The 16,166-nt window shown below is 71.3% G+C and carries 19 protein-coding genes; 7 read left to right on the forward strand and 12 right to left on the reverse strand.

The window, feature by feature from the left end; translation table 11 throughout:
* Positions 1-40: 40 nt before the first annotated feature.
* Both BMW78_RS02555 and moeB read right to left on the reverse strand, forming a co-directional pair.
* On the reverse strand, positions 41-385 hold the full coding sequence (locus BMW78_RS02555) for an MGMT family protein (RefSeq protein WP_091756036.1): 345 nt from the start codon (positions 383-385) through the stop codon (positions 41-43).
* Between the two features lie 21 nt (positions 386-406).
* Entirely contained in the window at positions 407-1,636 is a 1,230-nt protein-coding gene (gene moeB / locus BMW78_RS02560) for a molybdopterin-synthase adenylyltransferase MoeB (RefSeq protein ID WP_091756038.1), read from the reverse strand.
* Positions 1,637-1,700: 64 nt separating this feature from the next.
* Here moeB and BMW78_RS02565 point away from each other — a divergent pair, with 64 nt between their 5' ends.
* The 3 genes from BMW78_RS02565 to BMW78_RS02575 all read left to right on the forward strand — a co-directional run bounded on the left by BMW78_RS02565 (position 1,701) and on the right by BMW78_RS02575 (position 3,174).
* Positions 1,701-2,357: a TetR/AcrR family transcriptional regulator gene (locus tag BMW78_RS02565; RefSeq protein ID WP_091756040.1), complete on the forward strand. Its 657-nt coding sequence runs from the start codon at positions 1,701-1,703 to the stop codon at positions 2,355-2,357.
* A gap of 65 nt (positions 2,358-2,422) precedes the next feature.
* Complete coding sequence (locus BMW78_RS02570) at positions 2,423-2,647, forward strand: DUF3107 domain-containing protein (protein ID WP_091756042.1); 225 nt, start codon at positions 2,423-2,425, stop codon at positions 2,645-2,647.
* 251 nt (positions 2,648-2,898) lie between these two features.
* On the forward strand, positions 2,899-3,174 hold the full coding sequence (locus BMW78_RS02575; RefSeq protein ID WP_091756044.1) for a GlsB/YeaQ/YmgE family stress response membrane protein: 276 nt from the start codon (positions 2,899-2,901) through the stop codon (positions 3,172-3,174).
* A gap of 80 nt (positions 3,175-3,254) precedes the next feature.
* Here the strand turns inward: BMW78_RS02575 and BMW78_RS02580 are convergent, their stop codons facing one another.
* Complete coding sequence (locus BMW78_RS02580; RefSeq protein ID WP_091756046.1) at positions 3,255-4,064, reverse strand: ferritin-like fold-containing protein; 810 nt, start codon at positions 4,062-4,064, stop codon at positions 3,255-3,257.
* Positions 4,065-4,261: 197 nt separating this feature from the next.
* Between BMW78_RS02580 and BMW78_RS02590 the strand changes: the two genes are divergently transcribed.
* Positions 4,262-5,794, forward strand: coding sequence for a DEAD/DEAH box helicase (locus tag BMW78_RS02590; protein WP_091756049.1), 1,533 nt, complete (start codon positions 4,262-4,264; stop codon positions 5,792-5,794).
* Between the two features lie 107 nt (positions 5,795-5,901).
* Here BMW78_RS02590 and BMW78_RS02595 read toward each other — a convergent pair whose 3' ends face one another.
* The 9 genes from BMW78_RS02595 to BMW78_RS02635 all read right to left on the reverse strand — a co-directional run bounded on the left by BMW78_RS02595 (position 5,902) and on the right by BMW78_RS02635 (position 13,269).
* Entirely contained in the window at positions 5,902-6,324 is a 423-nt protein-coding gene (locus BMW78_RS02595) for an SRPBCC family protein (protein WP_245735615.1), read from the reverse strand.
* Between the two features lie 13 nt (positions 6,325-6,337).
* Positions 6,338-6,727: an ArsR/SmtB family transcription factor gene (locus BMW78_RS02600; RefSeq protein WP_091756053.1), complete on the reverse strand. Its 390-nt coding sequence runs from the start codon at positions 6,725-6,727 to the stop codon at positions 6,338-6,340.
* Positions 6,724-7,212 carry an SRPBCC domain-containing protein gene (locus BMW78_RS02605; protein ID WP_091756055.1) on the reverse strand — a complete coding sequence of 163 codons (489 nt, stop codon included), beginning with the start codon at positions 7,210-7,212 and terminating at the stop codon, positions 6,724-6,726. The genes BMW78_RS02600 and BMW78_RS02605 overlap by 4 nt, the downstream gene beginning before the upstream one ends.
* A gap of 254 nt (positions 7,213-7,466) precedes the next feature.
* Positions 7,467-8,528 carry an NAD(P)-dependent alcohol dehydrogenase gene (locus BMW78_RS02610; RefSeq protein WP_091756057.1) on the reverse strand — a complete coding sequence of 354 codons (1,062 nt, stop codon included), beginning with the start codon at positions 8,526-8,528 and terminating at the stop codon, positions 7,467-7,469.
* 98 nt (positions 8,529-8,626) lie between these two features.
* Positions 8,627-9,715 (reverse strand): peptidoglycan DD-metalloendopeptidase family protein, encoded by a 1,089-nt coding sequence (locus BMW78_RS02615; RefSeq protein ID WP_091756058.1) that lies wholly within the window; start codon positions 9,713-9,715, stop codon positions 8,627-8,629.
* 194 nt (positions 9,716-9,909) lie between these two features.
* Positions 9,910-10,692, reverse strand: coding sequence for a ParA family protein (locus BMW78_RS02620; RefSeq protein WP_245735616.1), 783 nt, complete (start codon positions 10,690-10,692; stop codon positions 9,910-9,912).
* A gap of 230 nt (positions 10,693-10,922) precedes the next feature.
* Positions 10,923-11,768 carry a RecB family exonuclease gene (locus BMW78_RS02625; protein WP_245735617.1) on the reverse strand — a complete coding sequence of 282 codons (846 nt, stop codon included), beginning with the start codon at positions 11,766-11,768 and terminating at the stop codon, positions 10,923-10,925.
* 35 nt (positions 11,769-11,803) lie between these two features.
* On the reverse strand, positions 11,804-12,421 hold the full coding sequence (locus BMW78_RS02630; RefSeq protein WP_091756063.1) for a MarC family protein: 618 nt from the start codon (positions 12,419-12,421) through the stop codon (positions 11,804-11,806).
* Complete coding sequence (locus BMW78_RS02635; RefSeq protein WP_091756065.1) at positions 12,418-13,269, reverse strand: PHP domain-containing protein; 852 nt, start codon at positions 13,267-13,269, stop codon at positions 12,418-12,420. Before BMW78_RS02635 ends, BMW78_RS02630 begins: the two co-directional genes overlap by 4 nt.
* Positions 13,270-13,322: 53 nt before the next feature.
* Here BMW78_RS02635 and BMW78_RS02640 point away from each other — a divergent pair, with 53 nt between their 5' ends.
* The 3 genes from BMW78_RS02640 to BMW78_RS02650 all read left to right on the forward strand — a co-directional run bounded on the left by BMW78_RS02640 (position 13,323) and on the right by BMW78_RS02650 (position 16,073).
* Positions 13,323-14,357 (forward strand): hypothetical protein, encoded by a 1,035-nt coding sequence (locus BMW78_RS02640; RefSeq protein WP_091756067.1) that lies wholly within the window; start codon positions 13,323-13,325, stop codon positions 14,355-14,357.
* 76 nt (positions 14,358-14,433) lie between these two features.
* A complete protein-coding gene (locus BMW78_RS02645; RefSeq protein ID WP_091756069.1) occupies positions 14,434-14,967 on the forward strand; it encodes a SigE family RNA polymerase sigma factor in 534 nt (177 codons plus the stop codon).
* Positions 14,964-16,073, forward strand: coding sequence for a hypothetical protein (locus BMW78_RS02650; RefSeq protein WP_091756071.1), 1,110 nt, complete (start codon positions 14,964-14,966; stop codon positions 16,071-16,073). Before BMW78_RS02645 ends, BMW78_RS02650 begins: the two co-directional genes overlap by 4 nt.
* The last annotated feature ends 93 nt before the right edge of the window (positions 16,074-16,166 follow it).

The following is a 16,166-nucleotide window of genomic DNA, read 5'->3' on the forward strand; positions in this document are numbered from 1 at the left end:
GCCGCGTCCGTCAGCGGCGCGTCCGTCAGCGGCGCGTCCGTCAACCGGTGCGTACGGGTCCCGCCCAGCGGGCACGGGAGAGGTCGATCCGGCGACCGGTCAGGGTCCCGCCCACCAGCGGGGTGCCCTCCTCGCGGTAGTGCGCGAGCGCCTCGTCCTCGAGCCCCTGCGGGAACCCGCCACCGGCGCGGACCACCCGCCACCACGGCACGTCAGAGCCGTAGCGCGCCATGACGTTGCCGACCCCTCGTGCTCCGCCGCGGCCGAGAAGCTCGGCGATGTCGCCGTACGTCATCACCATGCCCTCGGGGATCTGGTCGACGACGTCGAGCACGTCGTCGGCGAACTCGCTGGGCGCACCGAAGTCGCGGACCGTGGTCACCATGGCTGCAGCCTGCCGTGCTCGTCAGTAGACGGGCAGGCTGGGGTCCACGTCGCGCACCCAGGCCAGCACGCCACCGGTGAGGTTGTGCACGTCCGAGCGTCCCGCCCGCGCGAGCAGGCCCGCCGCCTCCGCCGAGCGGACGCCGGACTTGCACATGACCACGACCGGTATGCCGTCGGGCAGCTTCCCGAGCGCGGTGCCGGCACGGAACTCCTCGAGGTGGATGGCGCGGGCACCAGGGACCGAGACCACCTGCAGCTCCCCGTCGTCGCGCACGTCGACCAGCTCGAAGGCCCGTTCGCCCCTCTCCCGGGCGTCGAGCATGTCGGCCAGCTGCTGCGCCGACACCTCCCCGAAGCCGGCCTGCGCCCCGGCGACGCCAGCCGCTGACTCCGTGCCCGGCACACCGTCGGTCGCTGTGTCCGTGAGCCCGCAGAAGGCCTCGTAGTCGACCAGCTCGGTGATGGTGGGGTGGTCGCCGCAGAGCGGGCACGCCGGGTTGCGCGCGATGCGCAGGGTGTCCCACGACTGGCGCAGCGAGTCGTGGACGAGCAGGCGGCCAACGAGCGGATCCCCTTGTCCGACAATGAGCTTGATCGTCTCGGCCACCTGCACCGAGCCGATCGCCGCGCACAGCACCCCCAGCACCCCGCCGGTGGCGCACGACGGCACCGAACCGGGCGGCGGGGGCTCGGTGAACACGCAGCGGTAGCAGGGGCCGTGCCCGGCGAACCACACGCTGACCTGGCCGTCGAACCGGTAGATCGAACCCCACACGTGCGGCTTGCCGAGGAGGACGCAGGCGTCGTTGACGAGGTAGCGCGTCGGGAAGTTGTCGGTGCCGTCGAGCACGACGTCGTAGTCGCGGATGACGTCGAGCGCGTTGGACGAGTCGAGCCGCAGGTCGTGGCGCACGACATGCACGAGCGGGTTGACCGAGGCCACCGTCTCGGCGGCCGACTCCGTCTTCGGCCGCCCGACGTCGCCGGTGCCGTGCACGACCTGCCGCTGCAGGTTGGAGGCGTCGACCACGTCGTCATCGACGACCCCGATCGTGCCCACACCGGCTGCGGCGAGGTAGAGCAGCGCCGGCGACCCGAGCCCACCCGCGCCGACGACGAGCACGCGGGCGTTCTTGAGCCGCCGCTGCCCCTCCGCACCGATGTCGGGCAGCAGGATGTGCCGCGCGTAGCGGGCCCGCTCCTCGGTGGTGAGGTCCGGCGCCGGGTCGACCAGCGGTGGGATGGTCATGTGACCGAGGTTACCCACCCGTACCATGGCCCCACACGCCGAGGAGAGCAGGAGAGAGGCACCCATGTCGATCAGCGCAGACTCGCGACCCGACGCCACCCGAGGGCAGCGGCTCCCCCGCTCGGCCCGCCGGGCGCAGCTCCTCGACGCCGCGCAGGCCGCCTTCGTCGAGAACGGCTACCACGCCGCGGCGATGGACGACATCGCCGAGCGCGCCGGCGTCTCCAAACCCGTTCTCTACCAGCACTTCCCGGGCAAGCTCGAGCTCTACCTCGCACTGCTCGACAGCCACACCGACATCCTCGAGGGCCTGGTGCGCGAGGCGTTGGCGTCGACCACCGACAACAAGGAACGCGTCTACGCCGCCATTGCGGCGTACTTCGACTTCGTCTCCCGCGACGGCGCGGCGTTCCGCCTCATCTTCGAGTCCGACCTCACCAACGAGTCGGCCGTGCGCAACCGCCTCGACACCATCGGGCTGATCTGCGCCGAGGCCGTCGCCGAGGTCATCGCCGAGGACACCGACATGCCCGAGGCCGAGGCCTCCCTGCTCGGCATGGCCCTCACCGGGCTCGCCCAGGTCAGCGCGCGCCACTGGCTCGCCCAGGGCCCGGCCATCCCGCAGGCCGAGGCCGCCCGGCTCGTCGGCACGTTGGCCTGGCGCGGACTGGGCTACTTCCCGAAGGTGTCCGGGGAAGGAACCGCTACGCAGGCTGGTTAGCCTGTGGGCAGACAGGCGCACGACAGGTATGCCGTGGGCCACCGCTTCGAAGAAAGGCCACTGACGTGGAGGTCAAGATCGGCGTGCAGAACGTCGCGCGCGAGATCACGTTCGAAACCGACGCCAGCTCGCAGGATGTCGCCAAGGCCGTGGCGGAGGCGGTCGAGAAGGGCACCATGCTGACCCTGACCGACGAGAAGGGCCGCCAGGTGCTCGTGCCCGGCACGGTCCTCGGCTACGTCTCGCTCGGCGAGAGCGAGCGACGCGGGGTGGGCTTCGGCACCCTCTGAGCGCAGCCGCGGCCTGACGCTGCAGCGGCTCAGCCCGGTGGCGCCATCCCCGGACCAGAAGTGGCCGGTTCCTGCATGCGGCGCTGAACCTTCAGCACCGGGTGCAAGGACCGGCCACTGCCGTTTCCACGCCGTCGCAGGCCGCTGACCTGCACGTTCGAAATGCGCTTTCCGGGCAGCCGTGGTCCAGTTGTCGGGAGCCGGGTAACCGGCCTTGACCGCGTGACAACCTCACGCAAAAGGAGGCTCTCATGGTCGTCGAGATCATCGGCACCATCATCTTCGGTGCCATCATCGGAATTCTTGCCCGCGTCGTCCTGCCGGGCCGCCAGAACATCAGCGCGCTGATGACGGTCGTGCTCGGCATCATCGGCGCCCTCATCGGCTACTGGCTCTGGGGTGCGATGGGTGGCGGGAACACCGGCGGGATCGACTGGATCCGCTGGATCATCAGCGTGATCGCGGCAGCGATCCTGGTCAGCCTGTACATCGCTGTCACCGGTCGCCGTCGCGTCGACCGCGTCTGACACACAGCACGCACGACGAAGGCCCCGTCCATCTGGACGGGGCCTTCGTCGTGCCGGGAGTCGTGCCGGAGCTCGGTCGCCTAGGCGGCGAGGCCCAGGCGACCCATCCGGCGGGTGTGCTCGTCCGTGAGCCGGGCGAACATGCGGCCGAGCTCGGCGAGGTCGGCGCTCGGCCGGTCCTGCGCCCCGACCCCGCCGACGAGCAGCGACGAGAGCGCGTCGCGCTCGACGGCGACCTGCTGGGCCTGCGAGAGGGCCTCACCCACCAGCCGGCGCCCCCACAGGGCGAGCCGGCCCGCCACACGTTCGTCGGCAGCGATCGCCTCGCGGACGACCTTGACGACGAAGTCGGCCTGGCCGACGTCCTGCATGACGTCGTGCACCAGCGCCGCGGTCGAGGGGTCGACGTACGCGCTGATCTCCCGGTAGAAGTCGGTCGCGATCCCGTCACCGACGTAGGCCTTGACGAGGCCCTCGAGCCAGGTGGTGGGGCGCGTGCGCTCGTGGAACGCGTCGATGGCGGCGATGAACGGGGCCATCGCGGCCTCGGCGTCGGCGCCCATCTCCTCGAGCCGCTTGACCAGGCACTCGTAGTGGCGGAACTCGGCGACGGCCAGGGCGGCGACGGAGGCCCGGAGCGGCTGGGTCGGGGCGAGGTCCGAGTCGCCCGCGAGCCGAGTGAAGGCGGTGAGCTCGCCGTAGGCGAGGACACCGAGCAGGTCGATGACGGCCTCGCGGTACTGCGGGTCGTCCAGCCACTCCTGCGACGCCGCTTCCTCGGGGTCCGCCTGCGGGGAGTCCTCGTGCCGGGAGTCCTCGTGCCGGGAGTCCGCCTGCTGCGGCGTCGGGCTGTCGGTGCGGCGCTCCGGCGTGCTCTCCTCCGTGCTCATGGACCACACCCTAGACGTCGGAATCGGCTGGGCAGAGGTGCTGCGGCTACACTGGGTGTGTTATCGGTGCCCGGTCGGCACGACTCAGCTCCGCGGGACGGTTCCCGCGGCCCCCCTTCGAAGAACTCCGATCGGCCCGCTCCTGTGCAGCGACCTCCCGCACGACGCGGCGACGGTCCCGATCGAGAGAATCCTGAGTGACTGACACGACCACTGACACCACTGACACGCCTACCGACGCCCCCACGCCCACGTTCGCCGACTTCGACGTCCACCCCGACATCGTCGCCTCGCTCGCGCAGGCCGGAATCGTCCACCCCTTCCCCATCCAGGCGATGACCCTCCCGGTCGCCCTCGGCGGCCACGACATCATCGGCCAGGCCAAGACGGGCACCGGCAAGACCCTCGGTTTCGGCGTCCCGATCCTCAACCGGGTGATCAGCCCGCGTGACGACGCGTTCGTCACGATGCCGCACGCCGGCAAGCCGCAGGCGCTCGCCGTCGCCCCGACCCGCGAGCTCGCGGTGCAGGTGGCCGCCGACCTCGAGCGCGCCGGCAAGCTGCGCGGCGTGCGAGTGCTGACGGTCTACGGAGGCCGCGCCTACGAGCCCCAGATCGAGGCGCTCCAGAAGGGCGTCGAGGTCGTCGTCGGAACCCCCGGCCGCCTCATCGACCTCGCCAAGCAGGGCCACCTCGACCTGTCGCACGCCAAGACCGTGGTGCTCGACGAGGCCGACGAGATGCTCGACCTCGGCTTCCTGCCCGACGTCGAGAAGCTGCTGGCGATGACGCCGGCCTCGCGCCACACCATGCTCTTCTCCGCGACGATGCCGGGTGCCGTCGTGGCCCTCGCACGTCGGTACATGAGCCAGCCGACCCACATCCGCGCGATGGGCGACGACCAGGAGAACGCCCACACGGTCAAGGCCGTCGAGCAGTTCGTCTACCGCGCGCACGCCATGGACAAGGTCGAGATGCTCGCCCGCATGCTCCAGGCCGAGGGCCGCGGGCTGACCATCATCTTCAGCCGCACCAAGCGGACGGCCGCCAAGGTCGCCGACGAGCTCGTCGACCGTGGCTTCGCCGCCGCGCCCATCCACGGTGACCTCGGCCAGGGCGCTCGCGAGCAGGCCCTGCGCGCCTTCCGCAACGGCAAGGTCGACATCCTCGTCGCGACCGACGTCGCCGCCCGTGGCATCGACGTCGACAACGTCACCCACGTGATCAACTACCAGTGTCCCGAGGACGAGAAGACCTACCTGCACCGCATCGGCCGCACCGCGCGAGCCGGAAACACGGGCATCGCGGTCACCTTCGTGGACTGGGACGACCTGCACCGGTGGGGCATGATCAACAAGACCCTCGACCTCGGCATCCCCGAGCCGGAGGAGACCTACTCCTCGTCCGACCACTTCTACGAGCAGCTGGACATCCCGCGGGAGGCCAAGGGCCGCCTGCCCAGGGGCGCCCAGAAGCTGGCCGGCCTCGAGGCCGAGGTGCTCGAGGACCTCGGTGAGACCGGCAAGGGCGCGGGTCGTCGCGGCGCCCATGGCCACCAGGGCTCCGGCGAGGGATCGAGCCGGAACGGCCGTGGCGGCAGCCGGGGAGGCTCCGGGAACGGCGAGCGCCCCAAGGCTGCTCCCGCCGAGGGCGAGGCCAAGCCGCGCCGCCAGCGCAACCGTCGCCGCACGCGTGGCGGCAGCCCCGCCGGCGAGGGCGAGCAGGGCTGACGCCCCCTCCCCACCACGACGTATGCCGTGTGGCCCCGGTTCGGGGCCACACGGCATACGTGTCTCTCGGGGTTGTCTCTGCTGGCTGTGCCTCGACGTCCGTCGCTTCAGTCGGGGTGGGCGATGTGGACGTCCCTCGGGGAAGGTGAACCCGTACCGGTCTCGAGCAGGGCCTTGAGGCTCATCAGGTAGGTCGCCCACTTGGTGCTGCAGTGGTGCATGAACTCGACCTGCTCCGACCACCCGGCATGCTTGAACAGGACGACCGTCCAGTCCCCGTCCAAGCGCAGCGACCACTCGACCGTGGTGCCGACCCACTCGTCAGGGCCGGCGACCACCTGCCACCGGACCCGCTCGGCCGACGAGGTCTCGAGCACCTTCATGTCGAATCCGCCTGGAGGGAAACGGAACTCGATGACGCCTCCCTCGGCGGCGTCGCCCCTGGTGTCGGTGGTCCACCAGCCGGCGAGGCCGTCGATGGTGGTGAGCGCGGGGAAGACCGCCTCGGGCGGGGTGTTCTCGACCGCCACGCGGTGCACGATGTCAAACACCGCTCGCCCTCCCCTCGTGCGACGGCGCTCGCCCGTCGTCCTGTTGCCGCTGGATCGTCTCCGCGATCCGCTTGATGCGGGCGAGCCTGCGGTCCCACGCGTCACTCACCGCAGTGAGCTGGGCAACCGCACGGGCGAACTGTGCCTCGCTGATCTGGTAGCGGCGTTCGCGACCCGCGCTCGCACCGTGGACCAGGCCTGCCCGGTCGAGCACTGCGAGGTGCTTGGCCACTGCCTGCCGGCTGATCGGCAGCTGGTCGCTCAGCGACGTGGCCGTGCCCCCGCCCGCAGCCAACAGGATGTCGAGCATGCGTCGCCGGGTCGGGTCGCCGACGGCCGACCACAACTCGTCGTCGACGACACCGGCCGCGACCGGCGTCATGCCCGGCTCCCCACCGACTCGGAATACGACACGAGCCGAGGAAGGAAGTGCTCCCAGCCGTTGGCGTGGTCCAGGTAGGTCGCCTCGAGCACTGCAGCCTCCCAGCCCATCTCACGGAACCCGGTCTCCCTGAACCTCACCAAGGTCCCGTCTCCGGAGGGTTCGAGCTCGAAGGTGACCAGGAGCGAGTTGCCTCGGCGTGCGGCCTCGCCCGGCTCCTGGGTCCAGCGGAACGAGAAGCTCCGCGGCGGCAGCGCCTCGACGACGGCGAAGCCCACCAGCTTGCCGCCCTGTGAGCAGTCCCCGAAGGAGATCGACCCCTCCGAGCCCGCCACCGCTTCGTAGGTCGCGCCGTCAGGCCACCACTCGGTCACGTGCCGGGGGTCGCTGATGACCTCGTAGACGACGTCAGGCGTCGCGTCGATGTAGAGCTCGCGCTCGATGCTGCCGAGCTCGGCGCCGGCCAGGTGTTCATGGTGCTGCATCGGTCCTCCCGCAACGTTTGGTTGCGTATCACTCTAGGACCTCTGCCATCATTTCGCAACCATGCGTTGCGCGTTCGCAGATGACCGAGGTGTGCGCAGAGACCACTTGTGCCCCCACCAGCGCACCACTCGCCCGGTGGCCGGCCACCGGGCGAGCAGCGCGGGGAACCGGCGCGCTCGACGCGCCTGGGCTCCACGGCATACCCGTCCGGTGGGCCGGCCACCACGCGAACTGCCTTGGGGCGCAGCCGCCGTCAGGAGGCGGGCTGGATCGTCGCGGTGTCGATGACGAAGCGGTAGCGCACGTCGGACTTCACGACGCGGTCGTAGGCCTCGTCGACCTCGTCGGCGCCGATCGTCTCGATCTCTGCGGTGATGCCGTGCTCGGCGCAGAAGTCGAGCATCTCCTGGGTGAGGGCGATGCCCCCGATGTTGGAGCCGGCGATCGTCTTGTCACCGTTGATGAGCGCACCGAAGGGCAGCTGCTGCGGGTTCGGCGGCAGGCCGACGGTGACGAAGGTGCCGAACGGCTTGAGCAGCGAGAGGTACTGCGACAGGTCGAGGTCGGCGGAGATCGTCGAGATGATGACGTCGAACGTCCCGCGCAGCTCCTCGAAGGTGGTGGCGTCGCTGGTCGCGCGGTAGTCGCGGGCGCCGAACCGGCGTCCGTCCTCCTCCTTGGACAAGCCCTGGCTGAGCACGGTGACATCCGCGCCCATCGCCGAGGCGAGCTTGACGCCCATGTGGCCCAGGCCGCCCATGCCGACGATCGCGACCTTGGCGTCCGAGCCGGCGTGCTCGAGCCAGCGCTTGAGCGGCGTGTAGAGGGTGATGCCGGCGCACAGCAGCGGGGCGGCGACGTCGAGGTCGAGGCCGTCGGGGATCCGTACGACGAAGCGCTCGGTCACGACGACCTGCTGGCTGTAGCCGCCCTGGGTCATCGTGCCGTCGACGTCGGTGTCGCCGTAGGTGAAGACGGTCTTCTTCTCGCAGAAGTTCTCGTGCCCGGCGCGGCACTGGGAGCACTCGCCGCACGAGTCGACCATGCAGCCGACGCCGACGCGGTCGCCGACCTTGAACTTCGTCACCTCGGGGCCGACCTCGCTGACGACACCGGCGATCTCGTGGCCGGGCGTCAGGGGGTAGGTCGCCTTGCCCCACTCGTCGCGCACCGTGTGGATGTCGCTGTGGCAGATGCCGGCGAACTTGATGTCGATACGGACGTCGTCGGGACGCAGGTCGCACCGCTCCACGGTCGTCGCCTGGAAGCGGCCTCCGGCGGACGGCATGGCAAGGGCAGGGGTGGTGGTCGTCATGTCTCTCCAATGGGTCGGGGAACTACGCCATCTGGTGACAAGTCGGAGGCCCGCCCAGCTATTCCGAGCGCTCGGAGGTCACCGACCCGGGAGGGCTGTCAGCGCCCGGGCACCACGGTGCGCGAGGTGGACCAGGCGCTGAACCCGTAGGCGTTCCGGAACGCCACCGCCACCCGGTAGGTGCGGCCGTTGCTCAGTGGGCCGAGGGTCCCGCTGCTGCGCTTTCCCGAGAAGGTCGTGTAGCGCGGGACGCCGAAGCGGTGCTGGCTGGGGCTCCACACCTCGTACGACACCCGCACTGAAGTGGTTCCGGCGGGCGGCCTCCCCCAGCCCAGCCCAGCGCCCGACGACCGCGGCGCGACCGCCAGGCGGGGCGCCGAGGGGGTGTGGTTCCACAGCGACGTGACGCAGGACGAGCTGGCGGAAGGCGTCCAGCTGCGGCCACGCTGCAGGCGGTCGAACGAGGTGGTGCCGAAGACCTTCGGCATCGTCACCGGCCCTGACGGGGTGCACACGCGCAGCGCCTTGGGGTCGATGCGGGTGCCCTTCACCCCGCCGTAGCGCACCTCGTAGTGCAGGTAGTCGGTCGTGCAGGGCAGCATGTCGCCCCAGTGGCCCATCGTGCCGATCCTGGTGGACGGCGTGACCAGCTGGCCCTCCCTGGCCGTGATCCGGTCGAGGTGGTGGTAGCGGCTGACGAGCCCTCCCCCGTGGTCGACCCACGCCCAGGTGCCCTCCGCCATCTTCCCCGGGGTCGTGCTGCAGCTGGCCTGGCGGGCCCCGATGTGGAAGACCCCCGCCCCGGCGGCGTAGACCGGCGCACCGCGGCGGCCGATGAACTCGATCGCCCAGTAGCCGTGGAACGGTTTGCCGTCACGGCCGGTGCAGTTGGTGCGGACGCAGGTGATCTTCGACGACTCCCGCACCGGTGACCAGACCGGGTTGCTGAACGGGTGCCTGCGGTTCGGTGCCGGGGCGCGGCTGGCCACCTGCTGGAGCTCAACGGCGGGTCCAGCGGCGCGAGGCAGCGCCAGGGCGACGACCCGCTTGGGAGGCGCGGGCTCACGCACCGGCTGCGGGGTGGCGAGCGCCAGCGCCGATGTCGCCGCCAGTGTCCCCGCCAGTCCGGCGACGGCCGCTGCCCACGGGCGCCGGTTCTTCCCCTGCGCTCCCACGGGCATGCCCATGACCGACTCCTCGACGCAACGCTCCCCCGCGTGGCCGCCTCCGCGTCCCCTCGCCCAGCCACCTGTCTCCACCCTCCGCTCGGCCGCGGTGGTGCGGAACCCCCAGCGTTCCTACGGCGGACATGCGAAGCGCCCTCGACCGATGGGGCGAGGGCGCTGGCGCGGGGTGGGCCGTTCGGGCTGGTCCGTTCGGGTCAGACCTTCGTCAGAAGGCTCTTGGCCACGGCGCGGTAAGCCTGGGCTCCCTTGGAGGTGCGCGACGTCGACAGGATCGATCGGCCCACCGCGGGGGCCTCCGCGAAGCGGACTGTCTTGGGGATCGGCGGCTCCAGCACGGGCAGGTCGTAGCGCTCGCCCACGTCGGCCAGCACCTCCTGCGCGTGGTTGCTGCGCCCGTCGAAGAGGGTGGGGAGGATCCCGTAGACGGCGAGGTCCTTGTTGAGGATCTTCTTCACGTCGGCCACGGTGTCGAGCAGCTGGCCGACGCCGCGGTGGCTGAGCATCTCGCAGGGCATGGGAATGATCAGGCCCTGGCTCGCGGTCAGGGCGTTGAGGGTGAGCACCCCCAGGCTGGGCGAGCAGTCGAGCAGGATCACGTCGTAGTCGTCGCGCACGTCCTCCAGCGCCGTGCGCAGGACGTACTCACGGCCCGGGCGCGGCAACAGCTGGGCCTCGGCGCCGGCGAGGTCGATGACGCTGGGCACCAGGTGGATGCCCTCGTCGCACTCGACCCGCACGTCCTCCACGCTCGCCCGTCCCAGGAGCACCTCGTTGACCGAGAGCTCCACGACGTCGGGGTCGACACCCAGGCTGAAGGTCAGGCACGCCTGCGCGTCGAGGTCGACGAGCAGCACGCGCTTGCCGTGCTCGGCGAACGCGGCACCGAGGGAGGCCACCGAGGTGGTCTTGGCGACGCCGCCCTTCTGGTTCGCGACGGAGATGACCGTGGCCGGCTTCTTCGTGCGGGACTTCGCCACCAGGTGACCTTTCGAGGAGGGGTATGCCGTGGGCCCCAGTCTCGCAGGTCCACAGACTCCGCTCGTGGCCCGACCGCGTCAGTGCAGGGCGATCTCCGTCACGTCTCGAGTGCTGGGACAGGCCGTCCATGCCACTGCTCGGCGTTGACCCGGTAGAGCACGTGCCGGAGCAGCGGGTGTCCGGGCGAGACGCCGGGGGGTCTCGATGGTCACGGCTCCGGCCAGGACGCTCACGGCTCCTCGCCGTCGAGGGCGGCCCAGTCGCTCTTCTCCGGGCCGGCGGCCTGCCCCGCCGGGCAGTGCGCGCGGAAGTCGCACCACTGGCACAGCGGAGTGACGTTGGCGGGGAACCGGCCGGAGTCGACCCCCACCTCGGCGTAGTCGGCCTCGGCCCGTTGGGCGTCGCGGGCGATGGACTCCGCCTCGTCGATCTTGCGCTTCAGCGACTCGCCGGTGTGCTCGTGCGCGGCCACCGTGCCGGTCGGCAGGTGGTGCAGCTCGACCCGCACGCAGCGGCGACGGAACATCTTCCAGGCGGCCGCGGCATACAAGGCCAGGGGCAGGGACGTGCGTGCCTCGTCATCGGTGGGCGCGACCCGGCTGGTCTTGTAGTCGACGACCACGAGCTCGCCGTCGCGCTCGTCGAGCCGGTCGATGCGGCCCTGCAGCGCGAGCCGCTCGGTCTTGAGGGAGACGGTGCGCTCGATGCCGAGCGGCTGGCGGTGCGGGTCGACGCCCTGGAGGTAGGTCGTCACCTGCTCCTGCGCCCTGGCCCGCCAGCGCTGGGACTGGTCGGGGTCTCGGAAGCCGAGGTCGATCCACGAGGTGCGCACCAGCTCGGCGCCGGCTGCGGCGGTGCGCCGCTCGGGCGCGAGGTCCCACCAGTCGCGCAGCGCGTTGTGCACGGCCACGCCCACGGAGGTGTGGGCCCGCTGCGGGCGTGCACGCGGGCCCGGGCGGTCGAGGTACTGCAGCCGGTAGCGCCGCGGGCAGTCCATCCACGCCAGCAGGCGCGAGGGACTGGCACGGAACAGGCGCAGCGGCATACCGCCGAACTCCTGCTGCCCCACCGTCATGCGCGAACGCTATCCGCAGACGCCGACATCGGAGGTCATCCCTCGCCCATGACGAAGGCCCGGACGCTGTTGGCGAGCATCTGCACGGCGATGGCCGACAGCAGCAGGCCCGCGATGCGGGTGAGCAGGGTCGTGCCGCTGTCGCGCAGCAGGCCGTGCACCCGGCTGGCGAACCGCAGGAAGAGCCACACCACCAGCAGGGCACCGAGCAGGGCGAGGGCCACGGCGGTGTACTGCCCGGCCGTGTGGGCCTTCTGGACGCCGAGCATGGTCGCGACGATGGCGCCGGGCCCGGCCAGCAGCGGTGTGCCGAGCGGCACCATCGCGACGTTGACGCCGACGTCGGCGTGCTGCTCGGACTCCTTGCCGGTCAGCAGCTCGAGGGCGACGAGGAGCAGCAGCAGGCCGCCTGCGCCCTGGAGGGCGGGCAGCGAGATGTGCAGGTACTGCAGGATCTGCTGGCCGAACAGCGCGAACGCGGTGATGACGCCCAGCGCCACCAGCGACGCGCGGCGGGCGGCGGCCACCCGCTGCTTGTGGGTGAGGCTCTTGGTCAGGCCCAGGAAGACCGGGAGGATGCCGGGCGGGTCCATGATCACGAGCAGCGTGACGAAGGTCGAGATGAGGACCTCGACGTCAACGGGACTGCTCACGCGCGAACCACCGTGGTGCCCGAGGTGGCCTGCTCCTCGATCTGGGCCAGCACGGCCGGGTCGGTGGTGTTCTCGCCGATCCGGTTCTCCTTGCCCGCGCCGTGGTAGTCGCTGGAGCCCGTGACGAAGAGGCCGAGCCGCTCGGCGAGGGCCACCGCGTGGTCCCGCTCCGGGGCGAGGTGGTCGCGGTGGAACGCCTCGAGGCCGCCGAGCCCCGCCTCGGCCATCTGCTCGATGACGTGGTCGGTGACGGTGCGGCCGCGCCGGTTGGCGAAGGGGTGCGCCATCACCGGCACTCCGCCGGCCTCACGGACCAGGGCCACGGCCCGCACGACGTCGGGGGCGTAGTGGTGCACGTAGTAGGGGCTGCGGTCGTTCAGGAGGTCGGCGAACGCCGCGGCCCGGTCGGGCACGTAGCCCGCCTCGACGAGCGCGTCGGCGATGTGGGGGCGCCCGAGCGTGGCTCCCGGCCTGGCCTGGGCGAGGACCGCCTCGAGGGTTACCGGTATGCCGTCCGCAGCCAGGTTCGCGACCATCCGCTCCATCCGGGTGTCACGGCTCGTGCGCGCGTGCTCCATCTCGTGGCGCAGCCCCGGGTGGTCGGGGTCGACGAGGTAGCCCAGCAGGTGGACGCTGATGCCGTGGTGCTGGGTGGAGATCTCCACCCCGGGCACGAGGGCGACGCCGAGCTCGAGGCCGGCCCGCGACGCCTCCGCCCAGCCCGCGGTCGTGTCGTGGTCGGTGAGCGCGATGGTGGTGAGCCCGTGCGCGGCGGCCTCGGCGACGACGTCGGCGGGGTCGTGCGTGCCGTCACTCGCGTTGGAGTGGGTGTGCAGGTCGATCGCCACGGGCCAAGGGTAGGGCAGCAGTGGGACCACCCCGCCCGTGCCATCATCGACGGGTGGCCGTGACGACCCGCCTGCCCATCCGCGATGCCGAGGGGGCCGACCGGTTCGAGGTGTTCCTCGTCTCGTCCATCCTGTCGATCGTCCTGACGCGGCTCTTCCTGGTCGTCACCGGGTTCCCCCAGCTGGGCGGTGACGGGCTGCACCTGGCGCACCTGCTGTGGGGCGGCCTGGCGATGCTCGTGGCCCAGCTGATGTTCATGCTCTTCCTCAGCCGGGCGGTCCGGAACGCCGCCACCGTGCTGGCCGGCGTCGGCTTCGGCCTGTTCATCGACGAGGTCGGCAAGTTCGTCACCGGCGACAACAACTACTTCTACGAGCCGGTCGCCGCCATCATCTACGGCACCTTCGTCGGCACCTACCTCGCCGTCACCTTCGTGGTGCAGCGCCACCCGCTCACCGACCGCGAGCGCGTGGTCAACGCGGTCGAGCTGCTCAAGGAGTCGGCGGCACACGACATGGACCACGCCGAGCAGGAACGCGCCCTCGAGCTGCTGCGAGGGGTGGGGCCGTCCGAGCCGCTCGCCGGGCCGCTGCGGAGGGCCCTCGAGTCGCTGCCCAGCGAGGAGCCGTCGCGTTCGCTGATCGCGCGCGGGTATGCCGCGGCGCGCGGCTTCGTCACGAACCTCCCCCGCATCGAGGCGGTCAAGCGCGTGGCGGTGGCCGCGGTCGTGCTGGCGGTGGCGCAGGCGGTGGTGCTGCCGGTGCGGCTGCTGGTCGCCGAGCCGGGCGTGCGCAACGTCGTCTACGCCGCCTTCGCGGTCGGTTCGCTGGTCGTGGCGCTGGTGGCCCTCCGGCTGTGGCTGCGCGCCCAGCGCCCGCGGGCGCTCGAGCTGTTCGAGGTCGCCCTGCTCGTGCAGCTGCTGGTCGTGCAGTTCTTCCGCCTGCTCGAGGTGGAGTTCAGCGGGTTCGTCACCGTCTTCGTCGACCTGGCCCTGCTGGGGGTGTGCCGTGCCCTCGCCTTCGAGCAGCGGCAGCCGTCGCGCTCCCCTGCGGCACCCGCCATCGAGGTCGGCCACGACCCCGACTGAACAACCTCGGCCCGCGAGGCAACCCCGGACGGGATCCCGGCGTAGGGCAGGGTGAGACCGACACCGAGGGGGACCGATGGGCAGAGGGGACAAGGCCGAGCGCGACGTGGCGTTCGCGGCCTTCGTCGAGCAGGCGACGCCGTCGCTCATGCGCACCGCGTGGCTGCTGACCGGCTCCACCGAGGCTGCGCGTGAGCTCGTGCAGGCGTCACTGGTCAAGACGTATGCCGCGTGGCACCGCGTGCGCGCCGACGAAGCACTCGCCTACACCCGGCGGGTGCTCGTGAACCACAACACCGACACCTGGCGACGCCGTCGCGGCGAGCACCTGGTGGCCGACGCGCCCGAGCGCCCACATCACGACAGCCAGCGCGCCGACCACCGCGACGAGGTCGCGCGCCTGCTGGCCACCCTGCCGGCCCAGCAGCGGCGCGTCGTCGTGCTGCGCTACTACAGCGACCTGTCCGAGCAGGCCACCGCCGAGGTCCTCGGCATCTCGGTCGGCGCCGTCAAGAGCGCCGCCTCCCGCGGCCTGGCCAGCCTTCGAACGGCCTACCCGCGCCCCTCCACAGAACTGTCTTCTCCCGCAACGGAAGGGAGCATCCGGTGAACGACCTCTTCGAGGACCAGCTGCGCGCCGACCTGCACTCGGCAGCCGGCCGCCCGGCGTACGACTCCATCGACCCGACCGAGGTCATCGGCGAGGGCCGCCGCGTGGTCCGCCGACGCCACCGCACCCAGGCGCTCGGTGTGGCGGCGGCCGTCGCCGTCATCGGTGTCGTTGGCTTCCTGGCCACCGACACCGGTCGCACCACGACCGCCCCGCCCGCCCACCACAGCCCGACGGAGCCCTCCCAGGCCTCGGTGGTCTTCAACGACCTGTCGACGAACTTCAACGGTGTGGAGGTGGCCGGCCCCGCATGGGTTCGAGTGGACCTCGACCCAGCGACCGGTGCGGTCACCTACACCTTCAACGACCGAAAGGGTACGAGCACCTCGGCGGGCGCCAGCGTCGCGCCGGGTGGTGGCAGCATCACGTGGGGCACGGGCGACGGCTATCCCAACCTCGTCGTCGGCGTGGCGCCGGCCCCGGCCACCCACCTCACGGACATCGGGGTCCGCGGAGGCACGGGCGGCTCCACCTCCGACGCCAAGCCGCTGCCGGGCACCCGGTACCAGGCCTTCGTGAGGCTGTACTCCGTCACGACGTCGGTCTCCCAGCTCCGCGGCTTCGTCTGGGCCGACAGCGCGGGGGCGATACGGACGAGCGACGCATCGGTCAAGGCGTACAGCACCGACTTCGTCGGCCTCGGACGAGGTCCCAGCACCCTCGTCGCTGTGCCGAACTGGGACTGGCTCGGCGTGTTCGACGACGACGGCGCGAGCTCCGTCTGGATCAGCGAGGCCTCCGGGACCTTCGGCAACCAGGTGCCCCGGGTCGAGATGGGTCGCCTCGACGGCAAGAACTCACAGGTGACCGTGGCCGGCCTTCTGCCCGCCGGAGCCACAGGGGTCACGCCTCACTACGCGGCCGGCATGGCGTCACACCCGCTGCAGACGGCCGTGCTGCGCGATGCCGACGGGGCAGCTGGTCACTACACCGGCTTCTTCGCCCAGTTCGTCGACAAGACGCCGAAGGGGAGGCCCAGCCCCTGGTTGACCCACATCTCTTGGACCGACCCGGGCGGCCAGCGGCAGGAGAGCACTCTCCACTAGGCGGTGGCGGCACCGGATACCGTCCCGGCCGCGACTCAACCTTCCGGACGACGGCGCCGTTGAGGTGGGTGGCGCCATGACAACGGGTGCCGG

It is taken from the genome of Pedococcus cremeus, from assembly GCF_900111375.1.
Classification (GTDB): Bacteria; Actinomycetota; Actinomycetes; order Actinomycetales; family Dermatophilaceae; genus Pedococcus_A; species Pedococcus_A cremeus.